The sequence below is a fragment of the Nonomuraea africana genome (assembly GCF_014873535.1).
Classification (GTDB): domain Bacteria; phylum Actinomycetota; class Actinomycetes; order Streptosporangiales; family Streptosporangiaceae; genus Nonomuraea; species Nonomuraea africana.
The window spans coordinates 609,476-628,339 of the sequence record NZ_JADBEF010000001.1; the positions used below are offsets into that span (position 1 = coordinate 609,476).

At 70.7% G+C, this 18,864-nt stretch carries 15 protein-coding genes; 5 read left to right on the forward strand and 10 right to left on the reverse strand.

All coding sequences use genetic code 11. From position 1 onward, the window contains the following. Window positions 1-126 precede the first annotated feature (126 nt). Window positions 127-636, forward strand: a complete 510-nt coding sequence (locus H4W81_RS02785) for an HNH endonuclease (protein WP_183647602.1) — start codon at window positions 127-129, stop codon at window positions 634-636. Here the strand turns inward: H4W81_RS02785 and H4W81_RS02790 are convergent. Genes H4W81_RS02790 through H4W81_RS02800 form a run of 3 tightly spaced genes read right to left on the reverse strand, consistent with a single transcriptional unit; the run spans window position 633 to window position 2,730 of the window. After that, window positions 633-992, reverse strand: a complete 360-nt coding sequence (locus H4W81_RS02790) for a TPM domain-containing protein (RefSeq protein WP_192773325.1) — start codon at window positions 990-992, stop codon at window positions 633-635. The genes H4W81_RS02785 and H4W81_RS02790 overlap by 4 nt on opposite strands. Before the next feature lie 5 nt (window positions 993-997). Beyond that, a complete protein-coding gene (locus H4W81_RS02795; RefSeq protein ID WP_192773326.1) occupies window positions 998-1,288 on the reverse strand; it encodes a hypothetical protein in 291 nt (96 codons plus the stop codon). Window positions 1,289-1,329: 41 nt separating this feature from the next. Next, window positions 1,330-2,730 (reverse strand): amidase, encoded by a 1,401-nt coding sequence (locus H4W81_RS02800; RefSeq protein WP_192773327.1) that lies wholly within the window; start codon window positions 2,728-2,730, stop codon window positions 1,330-1,332. Window positions 2,731-2,873: 143 nt separating this feature from the next. Here H4W81_RS02800 and H4W81_RS02805 point away from each other — a divergent pair, with 143 nt between their 5' ends. Both H4W81_RS02805 and ilvD read left to right on the forward strand, forming a co-directional pair. After that, window positions 2,874-3,701, forward strand: coding sequence for a nuclease-related domain-containing protein (locus H4W81_RS02805; RefSeq protein ID WP_192773328.1), 828 nt, complete (start codon window positions 2,874-2,876; stop codon window positions 3,699-3,701). A gap of 90 nt (window positions 3,702-3,791) precedes the next feature. After that, window positions 3,792-5,630, forward strand: a complete 1,839-nt coding sequence (ilvD, locus tag H4W81_RS02810; protein ID WP_192773329.1) for a dihydroxy-acid dehydratase — start codon at window positions 3,792-3,794, stop codon at window positions 5,628-5,630. 69 nt (window positions 5,631-5,699) lie between these two features. Here the strand turns inward: ilvD and H4W81_RS02815 are convergent, their stop codons facing one another. Continuing rightward, window positions 5,700-5,984, reverse strand: a complete 285-nt coding sequence (locus tag H4W81_RS02815; RefSeq protein WP_192773330.1) for a hypothetical protein — start codon at window positions 5,982-5,984, stop codon at window positions 5,700-5,702. Between the two features lie 185 nt (window positions 5,985-6,169). On the opposite strand from H4W81_RS02815, the gene H4W81_RS02820 reads away from it, so the two are divergent. Continuing rightward, the gene (locus H4W81_RS02820; RefSeq protein ID WP_192773331.1) at window positions 6,170-6,655 is read left to right on the forward strand and encodes a helix-turn-helix transcriptional regulator; all 486 of its coding nucleotides are present in this window, start codon (window positions 6,170-6,172) and stop codon (window positions 6,653-6,655) included. A 749-nt stretch (window positions 6,656-7,404) separates the two neighbouring features. Next, window positions 7,405-8,259 carry a serine hydrolase gene (locus H4W81_RS02825; RefSeq protein ID WP_192773332.1) on the forward strand — a complete coding sequence of 285 codons (855 nt, stop codon included), beginning with the start codon at window positions 7,405-7,407 and terminating at the stop codon, window positions 8,257-8,259. Between the two features lie 269 nt (window positions 8,260-8,528). On the opposite strand, the gene H4W81_RS02830 is transcribed toward H4W81_RS02825, so the two are convergent. The 6 genes from H4W81_RS02830 to H4W81_RS02855 all read right to left on the reverse strand — a co-directional run bounded on the left by H4W81_RS02830 (window position 8,529) and on the right by H4W81_RS02855 (window position 18,854). Continuing rightward, the gene (locus tag H4W81_RS02830) at window positions 8,529-8,735 is read right to left on the reverse strand and encodes an FmdB family zinc ribbon protein (protein ID WP_192773333.1); all 207 of its coding nucleotides are present in this window, start codon (window positions 8,733-8,735) and stop codon (window positions 8,529-8,531) included. 4 nt (window positions 8,736-8,739) lie between these two features. Then, on the reverse strand, window positions 8,740-9,564 hold the full coding sequence (locus tag H4W81_RS02835) for a GNAT family N-acetyltransferase (protein ID WP_192773334.1): 825 nt from the start codon (window positions 9,562-9,564) through the stop codon (window positions 8,740-8,742). A gap of 123 nt (window positions 9,565-9,687) precedes the next feature. Next, window positions 9,688-10,635, reverse strand: coding sequence for a hypothetical protein (locus H4W81_RS02840; RefSeq protein WP_192773335.1), 948 nt, complete (start codon window positions 10,633-10,635; stop codon window positions 9,688-9,690). A gap of 206 nt (window positions 10,636-10,841) precedes the next feature. Beyond that, window positions 10,842-12,503: a serine/threonine-protein kinase gene (locus H4W81_RS02845; protein WP_192773336.1), complete on the reverse strand. Its 1,662-nt coding sequence runs from the start codon at window positions 12,501-12,503 to the stop codon at window positions 10,842-10,844. A 277-nt stretch (window positions 12,504-12,780) separates the two neighbouring features. Then, on the reverse strand, window positions 12,781-15,609 hold the full coding sequence (locus tag H4W81_RS02850; protein ID WP_192773337.1) for a TIM-barrel domain-containing protein: 2,829 nt from the start codon (window positions 15,607-15,609) through the stop codon (window positions 12,781-12,783). Continuing rightward, on the reverse strand, window positions 15,606-18,854 hold the full coding sequence (locus H4W81_RS02855; protein ID WP_192773338.1) for a TIM-barrel domain-containing protein: 3,249 nt from the start codon (window positions 18,852-18,854) through the stop codon (window positions 15,606-15,608). Before H4W81_RS02855 ends, H4W81_RS02850 begins: the two co-directional genes overlap by 4 nt. Window positions 18,855-18,864 lie beyond the last annotated feature (10 nt).

Genomic DNA, 18,864 nt, shown 5'->3' on the forward strand with positions numbered 1-18,864 from the left:
CCGTGGTGACCATCCGTTGGACCGTCCGGCGGAGGTCCACGTGACGGAAGCAACCGGGTCCCAGGAGGGACCGCCAACAGGGGCGCTGGCCCCTCTGATACCCGTGCGTCGGGGGGTGGCCCCCTGATGCGCCAAGTACTCCTGCTCAACGCCACCTATGAGCCACTGACCACGCTTTCACTGCACCGGGCCGTCGTGCTCGTGCTCAGGGAGAAGGCCGACGTCGTCCACCGTGACGGCAGGGGAGCGGTGCTGCGCTCCGCGACCTGCACGGTCGACGTGCCGTCGGTGATCAGGCTCCGAAGATATGTCCGTATCCCCTACCGGTCTCGCATCCCTCTGACGCGCGCCGCGCTGATGCGCCGCGACGACTTCCGCTGCGCCTACTGCGGGCAGCGGGCCGAGACGATCGACCACGTCGTCCCCCGTTCGCGGGGCGGCACGCACACGTGGGAGAACTGCGTGGCCTCGTGCATGCCGTGCAACCACAGGAAGGCCGACAAGTTCCTGGAGGAGCTGGGGTGGACGCTGCGCGTCGCCCCCGCGGTGCCGAGGGGCGCCCACTGGCGGCTCATCGGCGCCCAGCTCGTCGGCGATCCCCAGTGGGCGCCCTACCTGTCGGAGACGGCGGCCTAGCGGCGTGCGGCCTGCTCCGCGAGAGCGTTGATCCCGTAGAGCAGGCCGCCGGCCAGGTCTCCCGCGCTGAAGGCGGTGGCCATGGACATCGCCGTCAGCCGGCACGCCCCGTCGGGCAGGCGGCGCCGCGCGTTCTCTCCCGTGACGATCTCCAGCGCGCGGCCCTCGACGTCGATGAAGACGAGCACCGCGTCGGGCGACTCCTCGCCCAGGGCGGCGTGCAGCCGTTCGGCGAAGTGCCGGCGGGCGCCCGCCGGCGGGCCGAGAAAGGTGCTGAACCGCAGGCCGCTGCGCTGCTCGGCGGCCGTCAGCGCCGCGCGGACGTCGTCGGCCTGGGCCGGGGTGAGCGCGCGCATCGCCGTCACCACCCCGCCGAGGCGCCGCCGAGGTTCCTGCCGGGCTCGGCGGTCTCGGCCTCGGCCGGCCAGTCGACCTCCGGGGTCGGCGCCCAGTGCGCCCTGCGACCGGCCAGCACCAGGCCCGCGGTGCTGACGCCGTGCTCGCTGTGGCTAGGGCCGCCCAGCCACACGACGTCGGAGGGCGCCTGCCTGCCCCTGCCCGCGCCGGGCAGCAGGACGACCAGGCTGATCAGCAGGAACAGCCCTGTCGAGGTGCCGATGAGGAAGCCGAGGATCTCCAGCGCGCTGTCCACACCATGACCGTAATCCCGTGAGGACGCCCAGGCCAGACCCCTCACCAGACCGGCGGCCTCCGGTCACCCCAGAATCCGCCCCTGGCCGCCTCGACCTGCGCCGACAGCGAGATCAGCGTGCCCTCGCCGCCGACGCGCCCCGCCAGCATGACGCCGATCGGCAGGCCCTCGGCGTTCCAGTGCAGCGGGAGGTTGACCGCGGGCTGTCCGCTCACGTTGTAGATCGCGGGGAAGGCGGCGAACCGCTTCATCCGCTCGAAGGTCTGCTCGGGATCGCCGCCCTCCTCGAACCAGCCGACGGGCCGCGGCGGCTCGGTGACCGTCGGGGTGAGCACGGCGTCGTAGGCGTCGGTCACCATCAGCGCCAGCCGCGTGGCCAGCTGCAACGACGACTGCGCCTGCAGGAACGCGGGCGCCGGGGTGGCGAAGCCGCGCTCGCGCAGCCAGGCGGTGAGCGGCCGCAGCAGGTGCTGCCTGTCGAGGGCCACGGGGTGCACGCAGGCGAAGGCGAACCACATGGTCACGAACTGCGGCACCAGGTCGGGGCCGTACGGCGGGTCGATGTCGACGACCTCGTGGCCCAGCCGCTCCAGCGTCTTGGACGCCGCCTCGTAGGCGGTCAGCACGTCGGGGTGGACCTGGGTGCCCGGCACCACGGGCTCGGCGTAGCGCGCGATGCGCAGGCGGCCCGGCTCCCTCGTGGCGCACGCGAGGAACGTGCCCTCGTGCGGGGGCGCGAGGTAGAGGTCGCCGGGATTGTTGTGGGCCATCACGTCGAGCAGTGCCGCGGCGTCGGCGACGGTCCTGGCGATCGGGCCGTTGGTCGACAGTCCGGCCAGGTCGGGGATGATCGGCGCGAAGCTCACGCGGCCCCTGGTCGGCTTGATGCCGAACAGGCCGCAGACGGAGGAGGGGATCCTGATGGAGCCCGCGCCGTCGCTGCCCTGGGCCGCGGGCGCGAGCCCGGCCGCCACGGCGGCCGCCGCGCCCCCGCTCGACCCGCCCGCCGAGCGGGTGAGGTCCCACGGCGTACGGCTCGGCGGCGACACCGACGTCTCGGTGTAGCAGGGCAGGCCGAACTCGGGGGTGGCCGTCTTGCCGAGCATCACCGTGCCGGCCTCCCGCAACCGCTCCACGACCGTGTCGTCGACGGGCGCGACGAAGTCGGCGTAGGTGGCCGAGCCGAAGCTGATCGGCACGTCCTTGACCAGGTTGAGGTCCTTGATCGGGATCGGCACGCCGTACAGGGGGCCGCTGGGCTCGGTAAGGTCGCGCGCCTGCGCCAGCGCCCGCTCCGCGGTGACCGTGACGAAGGCACCCACCTGTGGGTCGATCCGTTCGACGCGGTCGAGATAGTGCCGGGTGATCTCAACAGGTGAGATTTCCCGGCGCCTGACGGCTTCCGCCTGCTCAAGTGCGGTGAGATCATGGATGTGCGCCACGAACCGCAGAGTAGGCCGAGTTGTCTAGAGAAGAAAAGAACTAGATACCCGGAAACGGGGCAACCTACGCGGTGACCTGCGCCATAAAACTATGCACGGATCAACAGTAGGAACCGGCGTGGGCCTCGGCTACCGTTTGTAGCGTGGACTCCGCTAAGCAGCGAGAAGACGGTAACAATACGTCACCGATCTGGGTGAGTGACAGGCCCGCCGAGGAGAAGAGCGCCGGCGCCAAGCACACAGCACCCACGTCAACGTACGCGCCCGTCGAACGCGCTTCCCTGCGCAGCCTGCTCCAGCAACCCCGATACCGCCATCTTCGCGTCCGCGTGCTCATCGCCGTCGCGGCGGGCATCGTGGTGGGCTTCCTCGTCGGCGACCCGCGCGTGGGCATCAGCGCCGCCGTGGTGGCGGCGATCGCCGACACGGTCTACCGCGCCAAGTCCAACTCGAGCGTGCCCGCGTGGCGCCGCTCGTCCGTGGCCGAGCGCAAGACCGAGGCGCAGCTGAAGCGGCTCGAACGCAGCGGCTACCGCACGCTCCACGCCAGGGCGATCCCCGGCAGCGAGGCGCAGATCGACCATCTGGTGATCGGCCCCACGGGCGTCTACGCGGTCGACTCGGAGAAGTGGGACAAGCGGCTGCCGGTGCGCGTACAGATGGGCAAGAAGCTCTTCCACGGCCCCTTCGACATGAAGCCCAGGCTGACCGAGGCCCGCTGGGAGGCGACCCAGGCGAGCGAGCTGATCAGCAAGGCCTACGGCCGCGAGATCACCGTCGTGGCGTCGCTGGCGATCTACGGCCCGCCGGTCCCCTGGAAGATCATGACGATCCGCGACGTGGACGTCTACGAGGGCGCCAGGGCCCGTAAGTGGATCACCAAGCGCGAGCGGGCGCTCACCGACGCCGAGATCGACAGGCTCTACGAGATCGCCAGTCAGGTGCTGCCCCCGCGCTACGGCGAGGGGTGATCCGGGGCGTCCGATGGCTGGACACGCGTCTCAGTTAGCGAGCGATGGTCGGTACCATGTGATGACTCGCTATCGATGGGAGACGCACCAATGCCCGCCCTCAGGTCTCGTACGGTCACGCACGGCAGGAACATGGTCGGCGCCCGGGCCCTGCTCCGGGCGACCGGTGTAGCCGGGAGCGACTTCGGCAAGCCCATCATCGCCGTGGCCAACAGCTTCACCCAGTTCGTGCCTGGCCACGTGCACCTGCGCGAGGTCGGCGACCTGGTCGCAGGCGCCATCAGGGAGGCGGGGGCGATCCCGCGCGAGTTCAACACGATCGCCGTCGACGACGGCATCGCGATGGGCCACGGCGGCATGCTCTACTCGCTGCCCAGTCGCGAGCTGATCGCCGACGCGGTCGAGTACATGGTGAACGCGCACTGCGCCGACGCCCTGATCTGCATCTCCAACTGCGACAAGATCACCCCCGGCATGCTCCTGGCCGCCTTCAGGCTGAACATCCCGACCGTCTTCGTCTCGGGCGGCCCCATGGAGGCCGGCAAGACGCCCGGCCGCAAGCTCGACCTCGTCGACCCGATGGTCGCCGCGGCCGACGCCTCCGTCACCGACGAGGAGCTCCTCGAGATGGAGGAGAACGCCTGCCCGACCTGCGGGTCGTGCTCTGGCATGTTCACCGCCAACTCCATGAACTGCCTGGCCGAGGCGATCGGCCTGGCGCTGCCGGGCAACGGCACGATCCTGGCCACGCACAAGGCGCGCAAGAAGCTGTTCGAGGACGCGGGCAGCCGCGTGGTCGACATCGCCAAGCGCTACTACGAGGACGACGACGAGTCGGTGCTGCCGCGCTCGATCGCCTCCAAGCACTCCTTCGAGAACGCGATGGCGCTCGACGTGGCTATGGGCGGCTCCACCAACACGATCCTGCACATCCTGGCGGCCGCCCGCGAGGCCGAGGTCGACTTCGGCCTCAAGGAGATCAACGAGATCTCGCTGCGGGTGCCCTGCCTGTGCAAGGTCGCTCCGGCGACGAACAAGTACCACATCGAGGACGTGCACCGCGCCGGCGGCATCCCAGGCATCCTGGGCCAGCTCGACAGGGCGGGGCTGCTGCACCGCGACGTCCCCACGGTCAACGGCGGCACCCTCGGCGAGGTCATCGCCGCATGGGACCCCGCCTCGCCGACCGTGCTGCCCGAGGCCGTGGAGCTCTGGCACGCCGCGCCCGGCAACGTCCGTACGGTGCGGCCCTACTCCCAGGACAACCGCTGGGACGACCTCGACCTCGACCGCGCCGAGGGCTGCATCCGCGACCGCGAGCACGCCTACAGCAAGGACGGCGGGCTGGCCGTTCTCTACGGCAACATCTCGCGCGACGGCGCGGTGGTGAAGACCGCCGGTGTCGACGAGTCGATCTGGAAGTTCTCCGGGCCCGCCGTGGTCTTCGAGTCGCAGGAGGACGCCGTCGAGGGCATCCTGGCCGGCCGGGTCAAGGAGGGCGACGTCGTCGTCATCCGCTACGAGGGCCCCAAGGGCGGTCCCGGCATGCAGGAGATGCTCTACCCGACCTCCTTCCTCAAGGGCAAGGGGCTCGGCAAGGCCTGCGCGCTGGTCACCGACGGCCGCTTCTCCGGCGGCACCTCGGGCCTGTCCATCGGCCACGCCTCGCCCGAGGCGGCCGAGGGCGGCGCGATCGCGCTGGTGGAGGACGGCGACCTCATCGAGATCGACATCCCGAACCGGCTGCTGGAGCTGCGGGTGCCCGACGAGGAGCTGGCCGTGCGGCGCGAGAAGCTGCTGGCCGACCTGGGCGGTTACCGTCCGCGCGACCGCCAGCGCCAGGTGAGCGTGGCCCTGCAGGCCTACGCCGCGATGACCACCTCGGCCTCCACGGGCGCCTCCAGGGACCTGTCCCAGCTCGCCCGCTGACGGCACCGTTCGTACGGCCCGCGCCACCGGTTCGCCGGGGACGCGGGCCGTCGTCGTGCTCGGAGACTCTCAGGCGGTGACCAGGTCGCGGCTGCGCCACCTGGTGAGGGCGAGCGAGGCGAGCGCCATCGCCGACAGCAGCGCCATGCCCACGGCCATCGCCACCGCGTCGTGGTCGCCGCCCAGCCCGACCAGCGGCGCGACGACCGCCGCGAGCGCGTGCTGGAGGGTGCCGAGCACCGCCGAGCCGGCGCCCGCCGCGTACGGCACGCGTCCGATCGCCAGCGCGGTGGCCGACCCCGCCGACCGCAGGTCGGTACGGCTGGAGCCGACGGTCAACGCGCTGCACGGCATGGCGCTGATCGAGGAGGCGTGGGCCGAGATATTCGCCGCTGCCCTGGCGGACCTGACCCCCTGCGCAGCGCGAGTCGTTCACCGCTGCGATACCCGCGATGGCTGCTCTGGCCGAGGCGCTGAAATCCCGCCGATAGCCGTACAGGCTTTCGAAAATTGTCGGTGCCGACCCGTACTCTATGGGTATGACGACAGTCGTGAAGTCCTCCACGCGACCCCTGACGACCGCCGAGATCGCCGCCCTCGCCCTCTCCCTCGCGCACCTGGGCGCGGGGCCGCAGGCCGTCACCGCACGGCGCGGCCTGCGCCACGCCTTCGAGCATCTGGAGCTCGACGACGACGTCATCGCCACCACGCTCGCGACCCTCACCGACCCGCTGCCCGTGGAGGTGGCCTCCAGGGCCAGGGTCATCGCCGACGCCATCACCAGCCGACTCGTGGTCCGCATCCACTACCGCGACGCCTCGGGCAACGTCACGATCCGCGACGTCGACCCGGTGACCTGCCTCGTCCACAGAGAGTTCTGGTACCTCGTGGGCGTGTGCAGGATGCGCCGCGCGATCAGGGCGTTCAGGTTCGACCGCGTCATCGCGGTGGAGCCGACGCTGACCCCCGCCCGTCCCCACCTGGCCGACCGATTCCTACCGTTCCAACGCAGAAACGCCGCCTGACTCTCTCCTTCGCGGTGACGAGCCGGTCTTCCCGGCCCGCGCGGCGGCCTGCGTCAGGCCGCCGTGTGCTGTTCGAGGTGGTGCGAGCTGGTCTCTCTGGCTCGCACGGCTGGCTGCGTCAGCTCGCCGAGGCTCTTCGTGGCGGTGCGAGCTGATCTCTCCGGCGCACGTGACCGGCTGCGTCAGCTCACCGCCGTTCCTGGGCCGGGGCTTGCTCTGCGGGGGCGGCCTTGCTACGCCGGGCCGCGCCCGCGGTCGCTCTTCGCTCGAACCGGCCATAGGCGGGCGCCGGGTGCTGAGTGCTCATTGCGGCTTGGGGTTTTCCTGCCCTCGGGTTTCCCTCAGCCCTCGGATTCCCTCAGCTCGGGTTCTCTTGTGCCCTGGGTTCCTGGTGCCGTCCGGTCTCCTCTCCCGGGGCCAGAGGGCTCGGGGCTCGCGGGTCAAATACTGAGGGACGCTTGACCTTCGTCAGCCTTTTGGCTTGCCGGGCGAGTGGCAGGCTCCGCTTCATGCGTCTTCGGGGGATCTCGCTCGTCGCCGTGATGGCGATCGTCACGTGCGCCTGCAGCCAGGCGGCCGGCGCACCATCGCCCAGCCACGCCGCCACCTCGTCGGTGGCCAACGGTCAAATGGCTCCTGGTCAGGCGGCCCCTGGTCGAGCGGCCCCCGGTCCAGCGGCCCTTGGCCAGGTGGCCCGTGGTCAGGTGGCCCGTGGTCGAGCGGCCTCCGGTCCAGCGACCCTTGGCCAGGTGGGCCCTGATCTGGCGGGTCCTGAGCAGGCGATTCGTGACCAGGTGAGGTTCCACGTCACCCACATGCTGCAGGCCGGTGCCCTCGTGGATCCCGCCGCGGAGGGGCAGCTGCCCGCCTCCGTACGGCGCGGCCTGGACCGCTCGCTGGCCGCCTATCTCCACCGCCAGCCCGGACGGTTCGCCGTGGCCGTCTACGACCGGACCACCTCGATGCGCTACGCCTTCCGCGAGAGGTCGCCCTTCATGCTGGCCAGCGTGGCGAAGGTGGACATCCTGCTCGCCCTGCTGCTGCAGGTCCAGCGGGAGCACCGCCGCCTGACAGCGGGTGAGCGCCAGCTGGCCGACCAGATGATCAGGCAGAGCGACAACTACAGCGCGCACCGGCTCTACACCGCCATCGGTGGGAATCGGGGGTTCAGCGACACCCTCCGCGAGCAGGGCATCGCGCACACCTGGCCGGGGCCCGGCCTGTACTGGGGACTGAGCAGGAGCAGGCCATCGGACCAGGTCGAGGTGCTCGACAGGCTGACCGACCCCGACGGCCCCGTCTCCCCGCGCAACCGGCGCTACGCGCTCCAACTGATGTCGTCCGTCGACAAGAGCCAGGCCTGGGGCGTCAGCGCGGCGGCGCCCGGCGGGCGGGTCGCGCTGAAGAACGGCTGGCTGCCCGCGGCCGAGCACGGCGGGCTGTGGACGATCAACAGCGTGGGACGGCTCGCGCTGCCGGGGCACGAGCTCCTGGTCGCGGTGCTGTCGGAGCGCAGCCAGGCGATGAGCGCGGGCGTCTCGATGGTCGAACGCGTGGCGAGGACAGCCGTACGCGCCTTCACCAGAACCGCGTCACCGGCCTGACCTCGCAGGACGGCTAGCCACAAGGACGGACCACCCGGGCGTTCACGGTAGGACATGAGGCCTCCGTGTGGTGAAGATTCGACACCGACACCACAGCGGAGGCCGCTCTATTGATCAAGGCCCACCGCTGACAACGTTCGTGGTCAATACTGCTAGCCGTGGAGCGAACCAGTCGCCAGGCGGGGTGGCCACGGGGACCGGCTAGCCGCGCGGGGTGGGGTGGCCGCGGGGACCGGTTGGTCGCGCGGGTGGGGTGGTCGTGGGGCCGGCTAGGAGCAGCAGCCGCCGCCGCAGCAGCCTCCACCGCTGCCGCCCGCAGGAGCGCCGGCGTTGCCGGTCATGGCGACGGTCGACAGCAGCTTGACCGTGTCGGTGTGCCCCTCGGGGCAGGCGGCGGGGTCGCCCGAGGCCGCCATCGGACGGGTGACCTCGAAGGTGGATCCGCAGGCGCGGCAGCGGAAGTCGTAGCGCGGCATGGCCCTAGGGTACGGGTTCGAGCGCGATGTGGGCGTAGTCGGACACGGGTTCGTAGCCGATCGACTGGTAGATGGCGTTGCTGGTGGGGTTGTTCAGGTCGGTGAACAGCACCACCTCCTGGCAGCGTTCGGTCAGCGCCACCTGGCTGGCATAGGCGGTGACGGCCGCGCCGTAGCCCCTGCGCCGGCACGAGGGCGGCGTGTAGACGGGGCCGATCCTGCACATCCCCGCCGCCTCGGCGGAGACGCCGGCCACGGAGACCGGCGCGTCGCCGTCCACCCAGAGCTGGACGTCACCGTGGGAGATGCGTCGCTGGGTCAGCTCGGCCAGGTCGCCGCCGCCGTTCATGCCCACCTCGTCGGCGAAGGCCTGGAACCAGCTCATGACCAGGGGGAAGTCGCTCAAGTCCGCGCGGCGCCCGGCGCCGGGCACCTCGGGTACGGCCAGCGTGCCGAGCCGGTAGAGGCGTTCGGGCCTGCGCTCGGACGAGGTGGCGCCCCACGCGGTCAGGAAGGCTTCGCCGAGCTCGACCGGGCCCGAGACCACGGGCACGTCGGTGCCGCGCTCGCGCAGTGCCTCGGCCAGGGGGACGAGCGCGGACGGCGGCACGTCCGCGAGATAGAGCGGGCGGGGAGGAGTGCGGAACACCGCGCCGCAGACCTGGCCGTTCTCCGTCCACCAGCCGAAGTAGGAGTCGTCGGCACACGGCATGCCGGAGCGCAGACTCGCCAGGAGCGTCAGCGCGACCGTGTTGGCGGCGGGCCGCTGACACAGGAAGGCTTCGGCGTGCTTGGCGTACTCCGCGAAGTCCGAGGAGAAGGTCCACATGGTGGGAGATGATGCCAGACGGCCCGCTCGACGTGCTCGTCCTTATTCGGCGGCCACGTGCGCACCCCTGTTCGGCGGGCACGTGGGCGCCCTGTTCGGCGACCAGGTGCGCTCTACTCGGCGCTATTCGGCGAGCAGGCCCGCGACGTGGGCGCTCACGTCGTGCAGCAGGGTGGACGGCTCGACCCGCACACCCGCGACGGCCGAGACCAGCGAGGCCAGCCCGGGGATCGGGTAGCCGTCGTCGACCATGGCCTGGGCGCCGACCTCGTTCTTGTCCAGCGCCAACCGGCTGCGCTCCCACGCGTCGAGCACCTCCTCGGGGGAGGGCACGCCGAAACCGTGGCCCACGGGGGCGGCGTGGCGCAGCCGTACGAGCGGGGTCTCCGCGAACGCCAGCGCGGTGCGGGCTCGCACGTGCAGGTCCTCGCGCTCCTTCGGATCGATCCAATCCATCGCCGTGCAGGGGTTGCGGCAGGTGGCCACGCACACGGCCAGCGCGCCCGCGACCTGGCTGTGCTGCCTGTCGAAGTAGGCGCGCCAGCCCTCGGGCGGCTCCGTGGCGACGCGAAGCGTGCGGTTGGTGGCCGACTGCTCCGACTTGGTGTGGTCGCACTCCCTGTCGCCGATCACGCCGAACCTGCTGCCCGGCGCGCTCAGCCCCTCGGGCCAGCGGGCCGGGTCGCCCGCGTGCCCCAGCTGCGGCTCGAAGGCCAGCAGCGGCAGATACTCGCTCGCGATGTGCACCGCGGCGATCATCGGGCTCAGCTCGCGGCGGAACCACCTGATCGCGATGACCTCCAGCAGCAGGGCGTACGCGGGCCGCAGTGACTCGAGGGCGCCGCGTGGTTGCTCGCGCGGCGTCTGCGGCATATGGCAGTCGCGCGCCCTGCGCCTCAGGTCGCTTGGTACGGCAGGCGCCCCGACCGCGAAGTCCTCGGCGTCCAGCGACAGCAGCCGCTGTCCGAACTCGCAGACCTCGGCGATCTCCTCGGTGGGGGCCAGCGCACCGAGATCGGCGAACGCGTAGCGGCGGGCCAGCGCGATGAGCAGATCACGAGTCGTTTCCACGCGATCAACTCTCTCATGACCTGCTCGAAGTCGCCGATTCGTCCCCGGCTCCCCCCACGCGGGGTGTGGGGCAGGACCACCTTCCCGCAGGGATGCCCGCTCGGACGGCGGTCGGCCTTCGCAGGACTGTCCGTGCAGGCGGCGGTCGCCCTCCCGCCGGGCTGACCCGGAAGACGGCTATCGACATTCTCGGCAGCGCCACCTCGTCACGGGCAGGGCGCCCTGATGCACTGGATCTCTCCCGTGCCGGTCTGCGGATCGGGCGTGGGCGGGGCGCTCGTCGGCGCGGTGGTCGGCTCCTGGGGGCTCGGCTGCGTGGTCGGCTCGGGGGAGGGCTCGGGCGTGGGTTCCTTGGTGGGCTCCTGGGGCGGCGAGGCCGGCGGCGTGACGGGAGCGCTCGGCCGGGGAGTCGTCGGCACCGCGGTCGGGATGGTCGGGCTGGGCGCGACCTTGCCGTCCCTGGCGGTCGAGGTCGGCGGCCTGACCTGGTCCTGCTTGACCGGCAGCCTTACCTCGGCGGTGCGCCCCACCACCGGCAGGGGCACCTGCTGGTCCGGCCGTACGCCCTCGAGCGGTTCGGGGTCCCTGAACCACGTCCACCCGACGGCGGCCAGCGTGGCGATCAGGGCGGCCATCGTCGCGGCCGCCATGACGAGAGCCCGCCTGCGACCGCCGCGCTCAGCCCGAGCGAGCGCCGTGACGGGCCCCGCGCCTTCGTGCCGTGCACCTGCCCCGACGGTCACACCGGACTCCGCGGACGGCGGTGCCCCTGAGGGCCGGCCATGGCTGGCCGTGGACCCGTCATGGGGCGCAGCGGATCCACCTGACTCGGCGAAGGTCCGGCCGGGCGTGCCCGAGGACCCGCCCCCGACGGCTGAGGCCTGGCCGGCTGTGCCTGAGGGCCCGCCCGCGACGGCTGACGCCTGGCCTGGCATGCCTGAAGACGCGCCCGGGGCGTGTGCGGCCCGGCCTGATCCGTCTGGGGACCGGCTCGGGTCGGCGGTGGACGGGGGCGTGGCCGAGGACCAGATGCTCGCGTGCGGATGGGCGGCGGCGTGCCGGGCGGCGGCGGCCATGTCGGACGCCGAGGGCCAGCGCCGTTCAGGGTCCTTCTCCAGGGCCCTGCCCACCAGCACGCGCGGGCCGGGAGGCACGTCGTCGGGCAGCGGCGGCACCGGTGCCCTGAGATGCTTGAAGATGATCTGGACGGGAGTCTCGCCGTCGAAGGGCAGTTTGCCGGTGAGGCACTGGTAGGCGACCACGCCCAGCGCGTAGATGTCGACCGCGGGCGTGATCGTGCCCGCTGAGGCCTGCTCGGGCGCGCAGTATCCGGCCGAGCACAGCACGGTGCCCGTGGCGGTCAGCTGGCCGCCCGAGGCCGAGTGCGCGATGCCGAAGTCGGTGAGCGTGACGCTGCCGTCGGGCCGGATCATGAGGTTGGCCGGCTTGACGTCGCGGTGCACGATGCCGTGCTCGTGCGCGGCGGCCAGCGCGTCGGCGACCTCGGCCACCAGGCGCATCGTCTCCTCGGACGTCAGCGCGGAGCGGCGCAGCAGCCGGTCGAGCGACTCGCCGTCGATGAACTCCATCACCAGGAAGCTGACCCTGCGCCCGTCGCCGAGTTCGCAGGTGCCGCAGTCGTAGACGTCGACCACGCCGGGGTGGGCGAGCGTGGCCATCGCCCTGGCCTCGTTCTGGAAGCGCTGGGCGAAGCGCGGGTCCTCCATGAGGGCGGGAAGGAGGACCTTCACCGCGACGGCGCGGCCGAGCACCGCGTCGTCGGCGCGCCAGACCTCGCCCATGCCGCCACCACCCAGTCTGGTGGTGAGGCGGTAGCGATCGTTGAGCGTGGTCCCCGAGCCGAGCACCTGTCGAGGCTAACACCGCAGGTCCCGGCGGGTGCGGCAAACGAACGAGCGGATATGGCCCCGGTCGCCTGGACATATCTGGGCGCTTGGGGCGAACCCTTTCATAGCGAGCACAAGTCGGAGTGCCCCAAGTCGTGGGGTGACGCCTGCGGGGATTACGGGGTTCCTGAAGCCGGGGATCCCCTCCAGCCGAGGGAGGTGGTGACGCAGGCGGGATGATCCCCTCAAGCGTCAGGCCGGGACGCCCTCCGCGCGGAGGGCGTCCCGGATCGAGGGGTCAGAAGGAGCCGGTCGTGGTGCCGCCGTTGCCTGACGCCGGGGTGGTGAAGGTGCTGTTGGCGCCCGGCTGCCACGCGTCTGCCGTGTCGGGGAAGTTCGCCTCCTTCCGCTTGACGCACTTCCACTCGACCGTGGTGTTCGGCGGCAGCTTCCCGATCGTCCCCGTCCACGTCGGGTAGGCGGTCGGCGACAGCTTGACCGCGCTGGCCACCGACCAGCCGCCCAGCTGCGGCACGCTGCCCACCGCGTAGATGGACTGTCCCGCCGTGGTCGTGCCGTTCGCGCAGGAGAAGGTCACCGACACCGGCGCCTGCCCGAGCGTGAAGGCGAACGTCTTGGCCGTGCCCACCCCGAGGGCGGCCGACTTGGCCACGATCAGGTTGCCGCCCGCGTTGTACCAGCCGCTGGCCGCGGCGTCGAAGGCCGCCTTGGTCGCGTGCTGGGTGAGCGGGGAGCCGTTCAGCGTCACGGCGGAGGCCTGCGTCTCCGCCACCAGCTCGACCACGTTGGCGCGGCTGGCGGGCGCGCCGGTGTAGGTGCCGCCGGAGGCCGCGACGGTGACCGTGGCCGTCGACCCGCTGAGCTGCTGGCTGAGCAGGGTCGTCCGGACGGCGCCGCCCTGGTACCCGGTGGAGGCGCCGTCGTCCTCGTACAGGGTGAAGCTGGAGGCGGCGGGGTCGGCGTACACCCTGGCCACCAGCTCGTTCCTGGTGGACGCGTCGGTCCGCTTGCCCAGCACGTTCATGGTCTTGTCGTCCACGAACATCTTGGGGATGATCGCCCCGGCCTTCGCGAAGGCGGGCAGCCGGTAGGAGCCGTTCACCCACAGCGGCCTGTCGTTGAACCACTGTCCGGTGCTGGTGAGCTTCTCGTTGGTGGCGTAGTCGAACCAGGTGCCCGCGGGCAGGTACATGTTCCGCTTGCGCTCACCCGCTCCCGCCACCACGCCTACCAGCAGGTCCTTGCCGACGAGCTTCTCGTGTCCCATCTCGCGTACGTTCAGGTCGTTCTGATAGTAGTACGCCAGCGGCGGCACCACGGGCTCGCCGAACCGGTGCGCCCGGTGCGCCAGCGAGTAGTAGTACGGCGTCAGCTCGTAGCGCTGCCGCAGGTTGGCCAGGTTGCTCGCGGTGTGGCCGATCTTGTCGGGCGAGGTCTGCGCGCAGTTGCACAGGTTCTCGGTGTGCGGCCTGATCGGCACCTCGAACCAGGCGCCGTCGGCGAACCACTGCGTGTAGAGCTCGTCCAGGTCGGAATTGAGCATCTCGCGGCGGAAGCCGCCGATGTCGGAGCCGAAGTAGTCGACGCCGGACATCGACATGTGCATCTGGACGTTCTGCTGCTGGGCCAGCGCCGTCAGCTTGGAGCCGATGTCGGCCGACCACATCGCCACGCCGTGCCGCTGGATGCCGCCCGCGCCCGAGCGGGCCAGCATGAACGGCCGCTTGGTGCCCGAGGCGTAGCCGCGGGCGATGCTCTCCGCCCACTTGAGGTTGTAGACGTTGTGGTAGTCGGCGTGGGCGTGCTTGCCGGGCAGCACGCCCGCGGTCCAGTCGGAGCCGTCGTACATCTCGGGCTCGCCCAGGTCGAGCCAGTGGCCCAGGACGCCCTGGTCGGACAGGGGCTTGCGCTTGGTGGCGTGCCAGTAGTCGCCCGCGGCGTCCTGCGTCCAGTCGATCATGCCGCCGCGGCCCCACCAGTCGTTGGTGGTCAGGTAGACGGGCGGGCAGGTGGAGCAGCCCGCCCTGTTGAGGTAGCCGCGCGAGGCCAGGTCGGCGTGTTCGGGCCGGTTCTTGCCGATGTAGGACTCCTCGATCGTCATCAGCCCCACCCCCTCGTTCGAGGAGAGGGAGGCGATCTTGGTCGAGGGGTTGGGGAAGGCGGCGGTGTCCCATAACAGCGAGCCCATACGTGTGTTGTCAGAGCCCGCCGTCACCCCGCCGAACCACGGCAGGTCGAGCACGAAACCGTCGACGGGGAACTTCGCCGTGCGCAGGCCCGACAGCCGGTTGTCGATCTCGGCCCAGTTGTCGTAGCCGAACTCCGACACCCACATCCCGAACGCCTTCTTCGGCGGCACGGGAGGTCTGCCGGTCAGCTCCAGGTAGTCCTTGCGCAGGTCGGGCAGGTCGGGGCCGGTCATCGTGTACCACCGGAGCTGGTCGCCCCAGGTGTCCACGGTCCAGGGGTCGCCCGTGAGGTTCCACTCCTGCTTGTAGACCTGGTCGAGGAAGAAACCGTAGTTGAGGTTGGCGGCGCCGACGGCGAACAGGATCGGGATCTGCGCGTTGCCGACGGGGCCGTTGTCGGTGTCGTAGGCCATGGCGTTGCCGTACTGGCCGCCGGGGGTACGGGTGCGCCCTACCCAGTCGCCGTCGGCGCTGCCGCCCATGAAGAACTGCTCGCCGAGGCCGTAGGCGTTCTGGATCGAGCCCTTGGTGATCGTCAGGCCCTTCCACGCCTGCGAGAGGTTGCGGGGGCAGGCCTCGTACAGCAGCCGCGTGGGGTCGGAGACCTTCACGCACAGCGTGCCGGCGGTGACCTCGACCTTCATCGAGGCGGTGGTCAGCGTGTTGCCCGACTGGTTGAAGCTGGTCGGGCCGGTGTAGTCCTTCTTGGCGACCTGAGGCGTGGTGAACAGCGCCGCGCCCGTGCCCGGGCTGGTGCCGTTGGCCAGCTCGAAGTGGACCAGGTCGTCGTCGAGGAACTCCGCGATCAGGTAGGTCGAGCCGCTGGTGAACTGCACCCGCTGCACGGCCGCCTGCGCGGGCAGCGCGACCAGCAGGGGGATGACCAGCGCGATGAGCATCACGAACGCACGTCTCATGGCCGGGCCACCACCAGGTTGTCGAGGTTGACGCCGCCGCTGCCATAAATGATCTTCACTGTGTGCGCCCCCGAGGTCAGCGACGTGCCGAGGGAGGCGGTACCCCAGGTGTCCCATTTCGACGTCGAGGGCATCGAGAGGGTGCCCGCGGTGACGCCGTCCACCTGGATCGTGGCCGAGGCGGCGGCGGCCACCCCGTTGGCGTAACGGAACTTCAGCTGGTGGCTGCCCGCGGCGTCCGCCTTGACCTGGAAGGTGACGGCGTCACCCGCGGCCGAGAAGCCGTCGACGAAGCCGGTGCCGGTGTAGCCGGGGTGGTCGGTGTTGGTCGAGGTGCCGGTCCCCGCCGCGAACTCGGCCTCGTAGGCGGCCTTGTCCACGCCGTTGAGCGTGACGGTCCTGTTGGCCGCCGCGCTCGCCAGCTTCACGTGGGTGAGCTGCTGCGCGGGGTCCCACCACCAGCCCTCGGCGGCGGCCTTCAGGTCGGCGAGCGTGGCCCGCGCCGTGGCCCCGGTCACCGAGGTGGGCTTGGTGGAGGCCACCTGCAGCGTCGCCGTCGTCGTCAGCGCCGGGACGGTCACCGCCACCTGGTGCGCCCCCCAGTTCTCCGCCGAGCTCACGGTACGGCTGGCGCCCGCCGAGTCCTCGAAGTAGGCGTAGGAGGTGTTGCCCGCCGGATAGATCCGGAAAGTCAGGTTGGTGTAGGCCGTGACGCTGTTGCCGATCTCACCGCCGAGCTGATAGTCGGCGTTGAGGTTGAGCGGGATGATCGCGCCCGGCTTCGCGTAGACGGGGATCGTGTCGAGCCCCGCGTTGTAGGTCTTCGTGCCGGGCCCGGTGAAGCGCCCGCCGTTCCACAGGTCGTACCACTCGCCCGCGGGCAGGTAGACGTTCTTGGACGTGGCGCCCTGCGTGGTGATCGGCGCCACCAGCAGCTGCGAGCCGAACAGGTACTGCTGGTCGAGGGCGGCCGCCGCGGCGTCGCCCGGGAAGGCGAAGCTCATCGCCCGCATCATCGGCACGCCCGTGGTGGAGCTCGCCTTGGCCTCGGTGTAGAGGTAGGGGATCAGGTTCATCCTGACGTTGGCGAACTTCCTGAACGCGGGCACCACCGAGGTGTTGCCCGTGCGCGCCTGCACGTTCCACGGCGTGCGCGCCTCGGAGGCCGAGGGGTTGGCCTTCTCCGAGTGGTACTGCATGATCGGCGAGAACGTCGCCTGCGCGGCCGAGCGCAGGTACAGCTCGGCGCCGGGGAAGTCGCCGGTGAACCCGGCCAGGTCCCACGCGGTGAACGGCACGCCCGACTGGCCCGCCGACAGCTGCGCCCGCACGGCCTCCTGGAAGGCGGAGAAGCTGGAGTTCTGGTCGCCCGCCCAGAAGATCGAGGTCGTCTGCGCGCCCGACGTGCCGGCCCTGCTGAAGATCGTGTTCTGCGCGTTCTTGCCCTTGACGTAGGTGTTGTAGGCCTTGGTGTAGCTGTTGGGGTAGGCGTTGTGCATCTCGTCGCCCTTGCGGCCGTCGGCGAACTTCACGCCCCTGCCGAAGATCGCCTCGCTGCCGTCGGTCTTGAAGCCGTCGATGCCGACCTCGTCCATGAGGTAGTCGCGCTTGCTCATCCACCAGGCGGTTGCCGCCGCGCTGGTGAAGTCGGGGACCATGCTGTCGCCGAACCACTGGCCGGTCGGGATCCGGTAGGGCCCGTTGGCCGGGTTCTTGGCGACGTAGCCCTGCGCCTCGGCGTACGCCTTGTCGTTGAGGTGCTGCTGGGGGGCGGTCGGCGGGTTGCTGTCGAAGTTCTCCTTCAGCACCGGGATCTGCCAGAGGATCATCTTGATCCCCTTGCTGTGCGCGTCGGCGACCATGGCCTTCGGGTTCTGCCATGCCGTACCGGCGGGGAAGGTCAGGTTGGAGTACGCCAGCTTGCCGCTGCCGGGCGTGGGGGTGTAGGTGGCGCCGTGCCAGACGTAGAAGGTGGCCTCGTCGCTCCACTGCTCCAGCACCATCGCGGTGTGCGGGATCTTGTGCGTGGTCGCGTTGGCCAGCTCGGCGGAGACCTCCGCCTGGGTGTTCCATTCGTTGGCCGACATCCACACGCCGAAGGCCCACTTGGGCGGCAGCTGCGGCCTGCCCGTGACGGCGGTGTAGTCGTCGACGATCTTCGCGGGGGTGCCGGCGAAGAAGTGGTAGTCGAGCGTGGAGTTCAGCGCCCCGCCGGTGTCGACGGCGAAGCCGGCCCGGTCGCCGGGGGTGAACAGCGCGTAGCGCGTGCTCGGCAGGTAGATGCCGTAACCGGCCGAGTTCGTGAAGAACGGGACCGACAGGTAGGTACGGCGGGTCGCGCCCTGGTCGCGGTACTGGTTGTAGACGTAGTTGTGCACCTGGGTGCCGCGCTGGTCGAGCCGGTCGTAGCGCTCGCCGTATCCCTCGAACCGCTCTCCGGCGGGGGACAGGTAGTTGTCCTCGATCTTGGTGACGGTGGTGGCGCCGTCGCCGGCCCAGCGGATGTTGTTGGACGCGTCCTGCCTGGTGATCAGCGTCGTGCCGTCGCCCTTGTAGACCGACAGCCGGTAGGGGGACTTCTGGATCTTCAGCACCAGGGAGCTCGTGGAGATCGTGAGCGTGCTCGCCGAGTCCGTCACGGTGTAGCCGGTGGCGCCGGAGATGTTCAGCCCCTGGCCGGTGGGCGCGATCTGGGTCCTGAAGCGGTCGAGCGCGGGGAAGGCGAAGCGGATCTTCGGCGTGAAGGAGCCCGCGCTGTCGCCGGTCGTGACGTCCACGGAGGTGCCGTTGTTGGTGAAGGAGGTCACGTTCGTGACCGTGCTCCACGAGGTGACCGTGAACGAGAACGGGCCGGTGCTCTTCTGCCCGCCCCCGTTCACGTCCGCGTTGACGGTGTAGGTGATCTGGTCGCCCCTGGCGAACGGGCCGAGGCCGATCCGCCAGTAGCTGTTGTTGCCGCTGTTGTGGTTCCAGGCGGCGCCGACGGGGGTCTGGTTCACCCCGTTCTTCGTCCACGTGACCCAGACGGTCTGGCCGGGCTCGATCGGCCAGGTCGTGGCGTTGATCTGGACGCTCTCTCCCGCCATGGGGTCGCGGGGGGAGCGCTCGGTCGGCTCGGCGGAGTAGAGGTCGTCGATGCCGGTCGGATGGTGATAGACGCCGTCCAGCGCGTACGCGGGGGCGGCGATGAGCGAGGCCAGCAGGACGATCACCGAGACGATGACGCCCGACCGTAACCGGGTCACAGGGTTACTC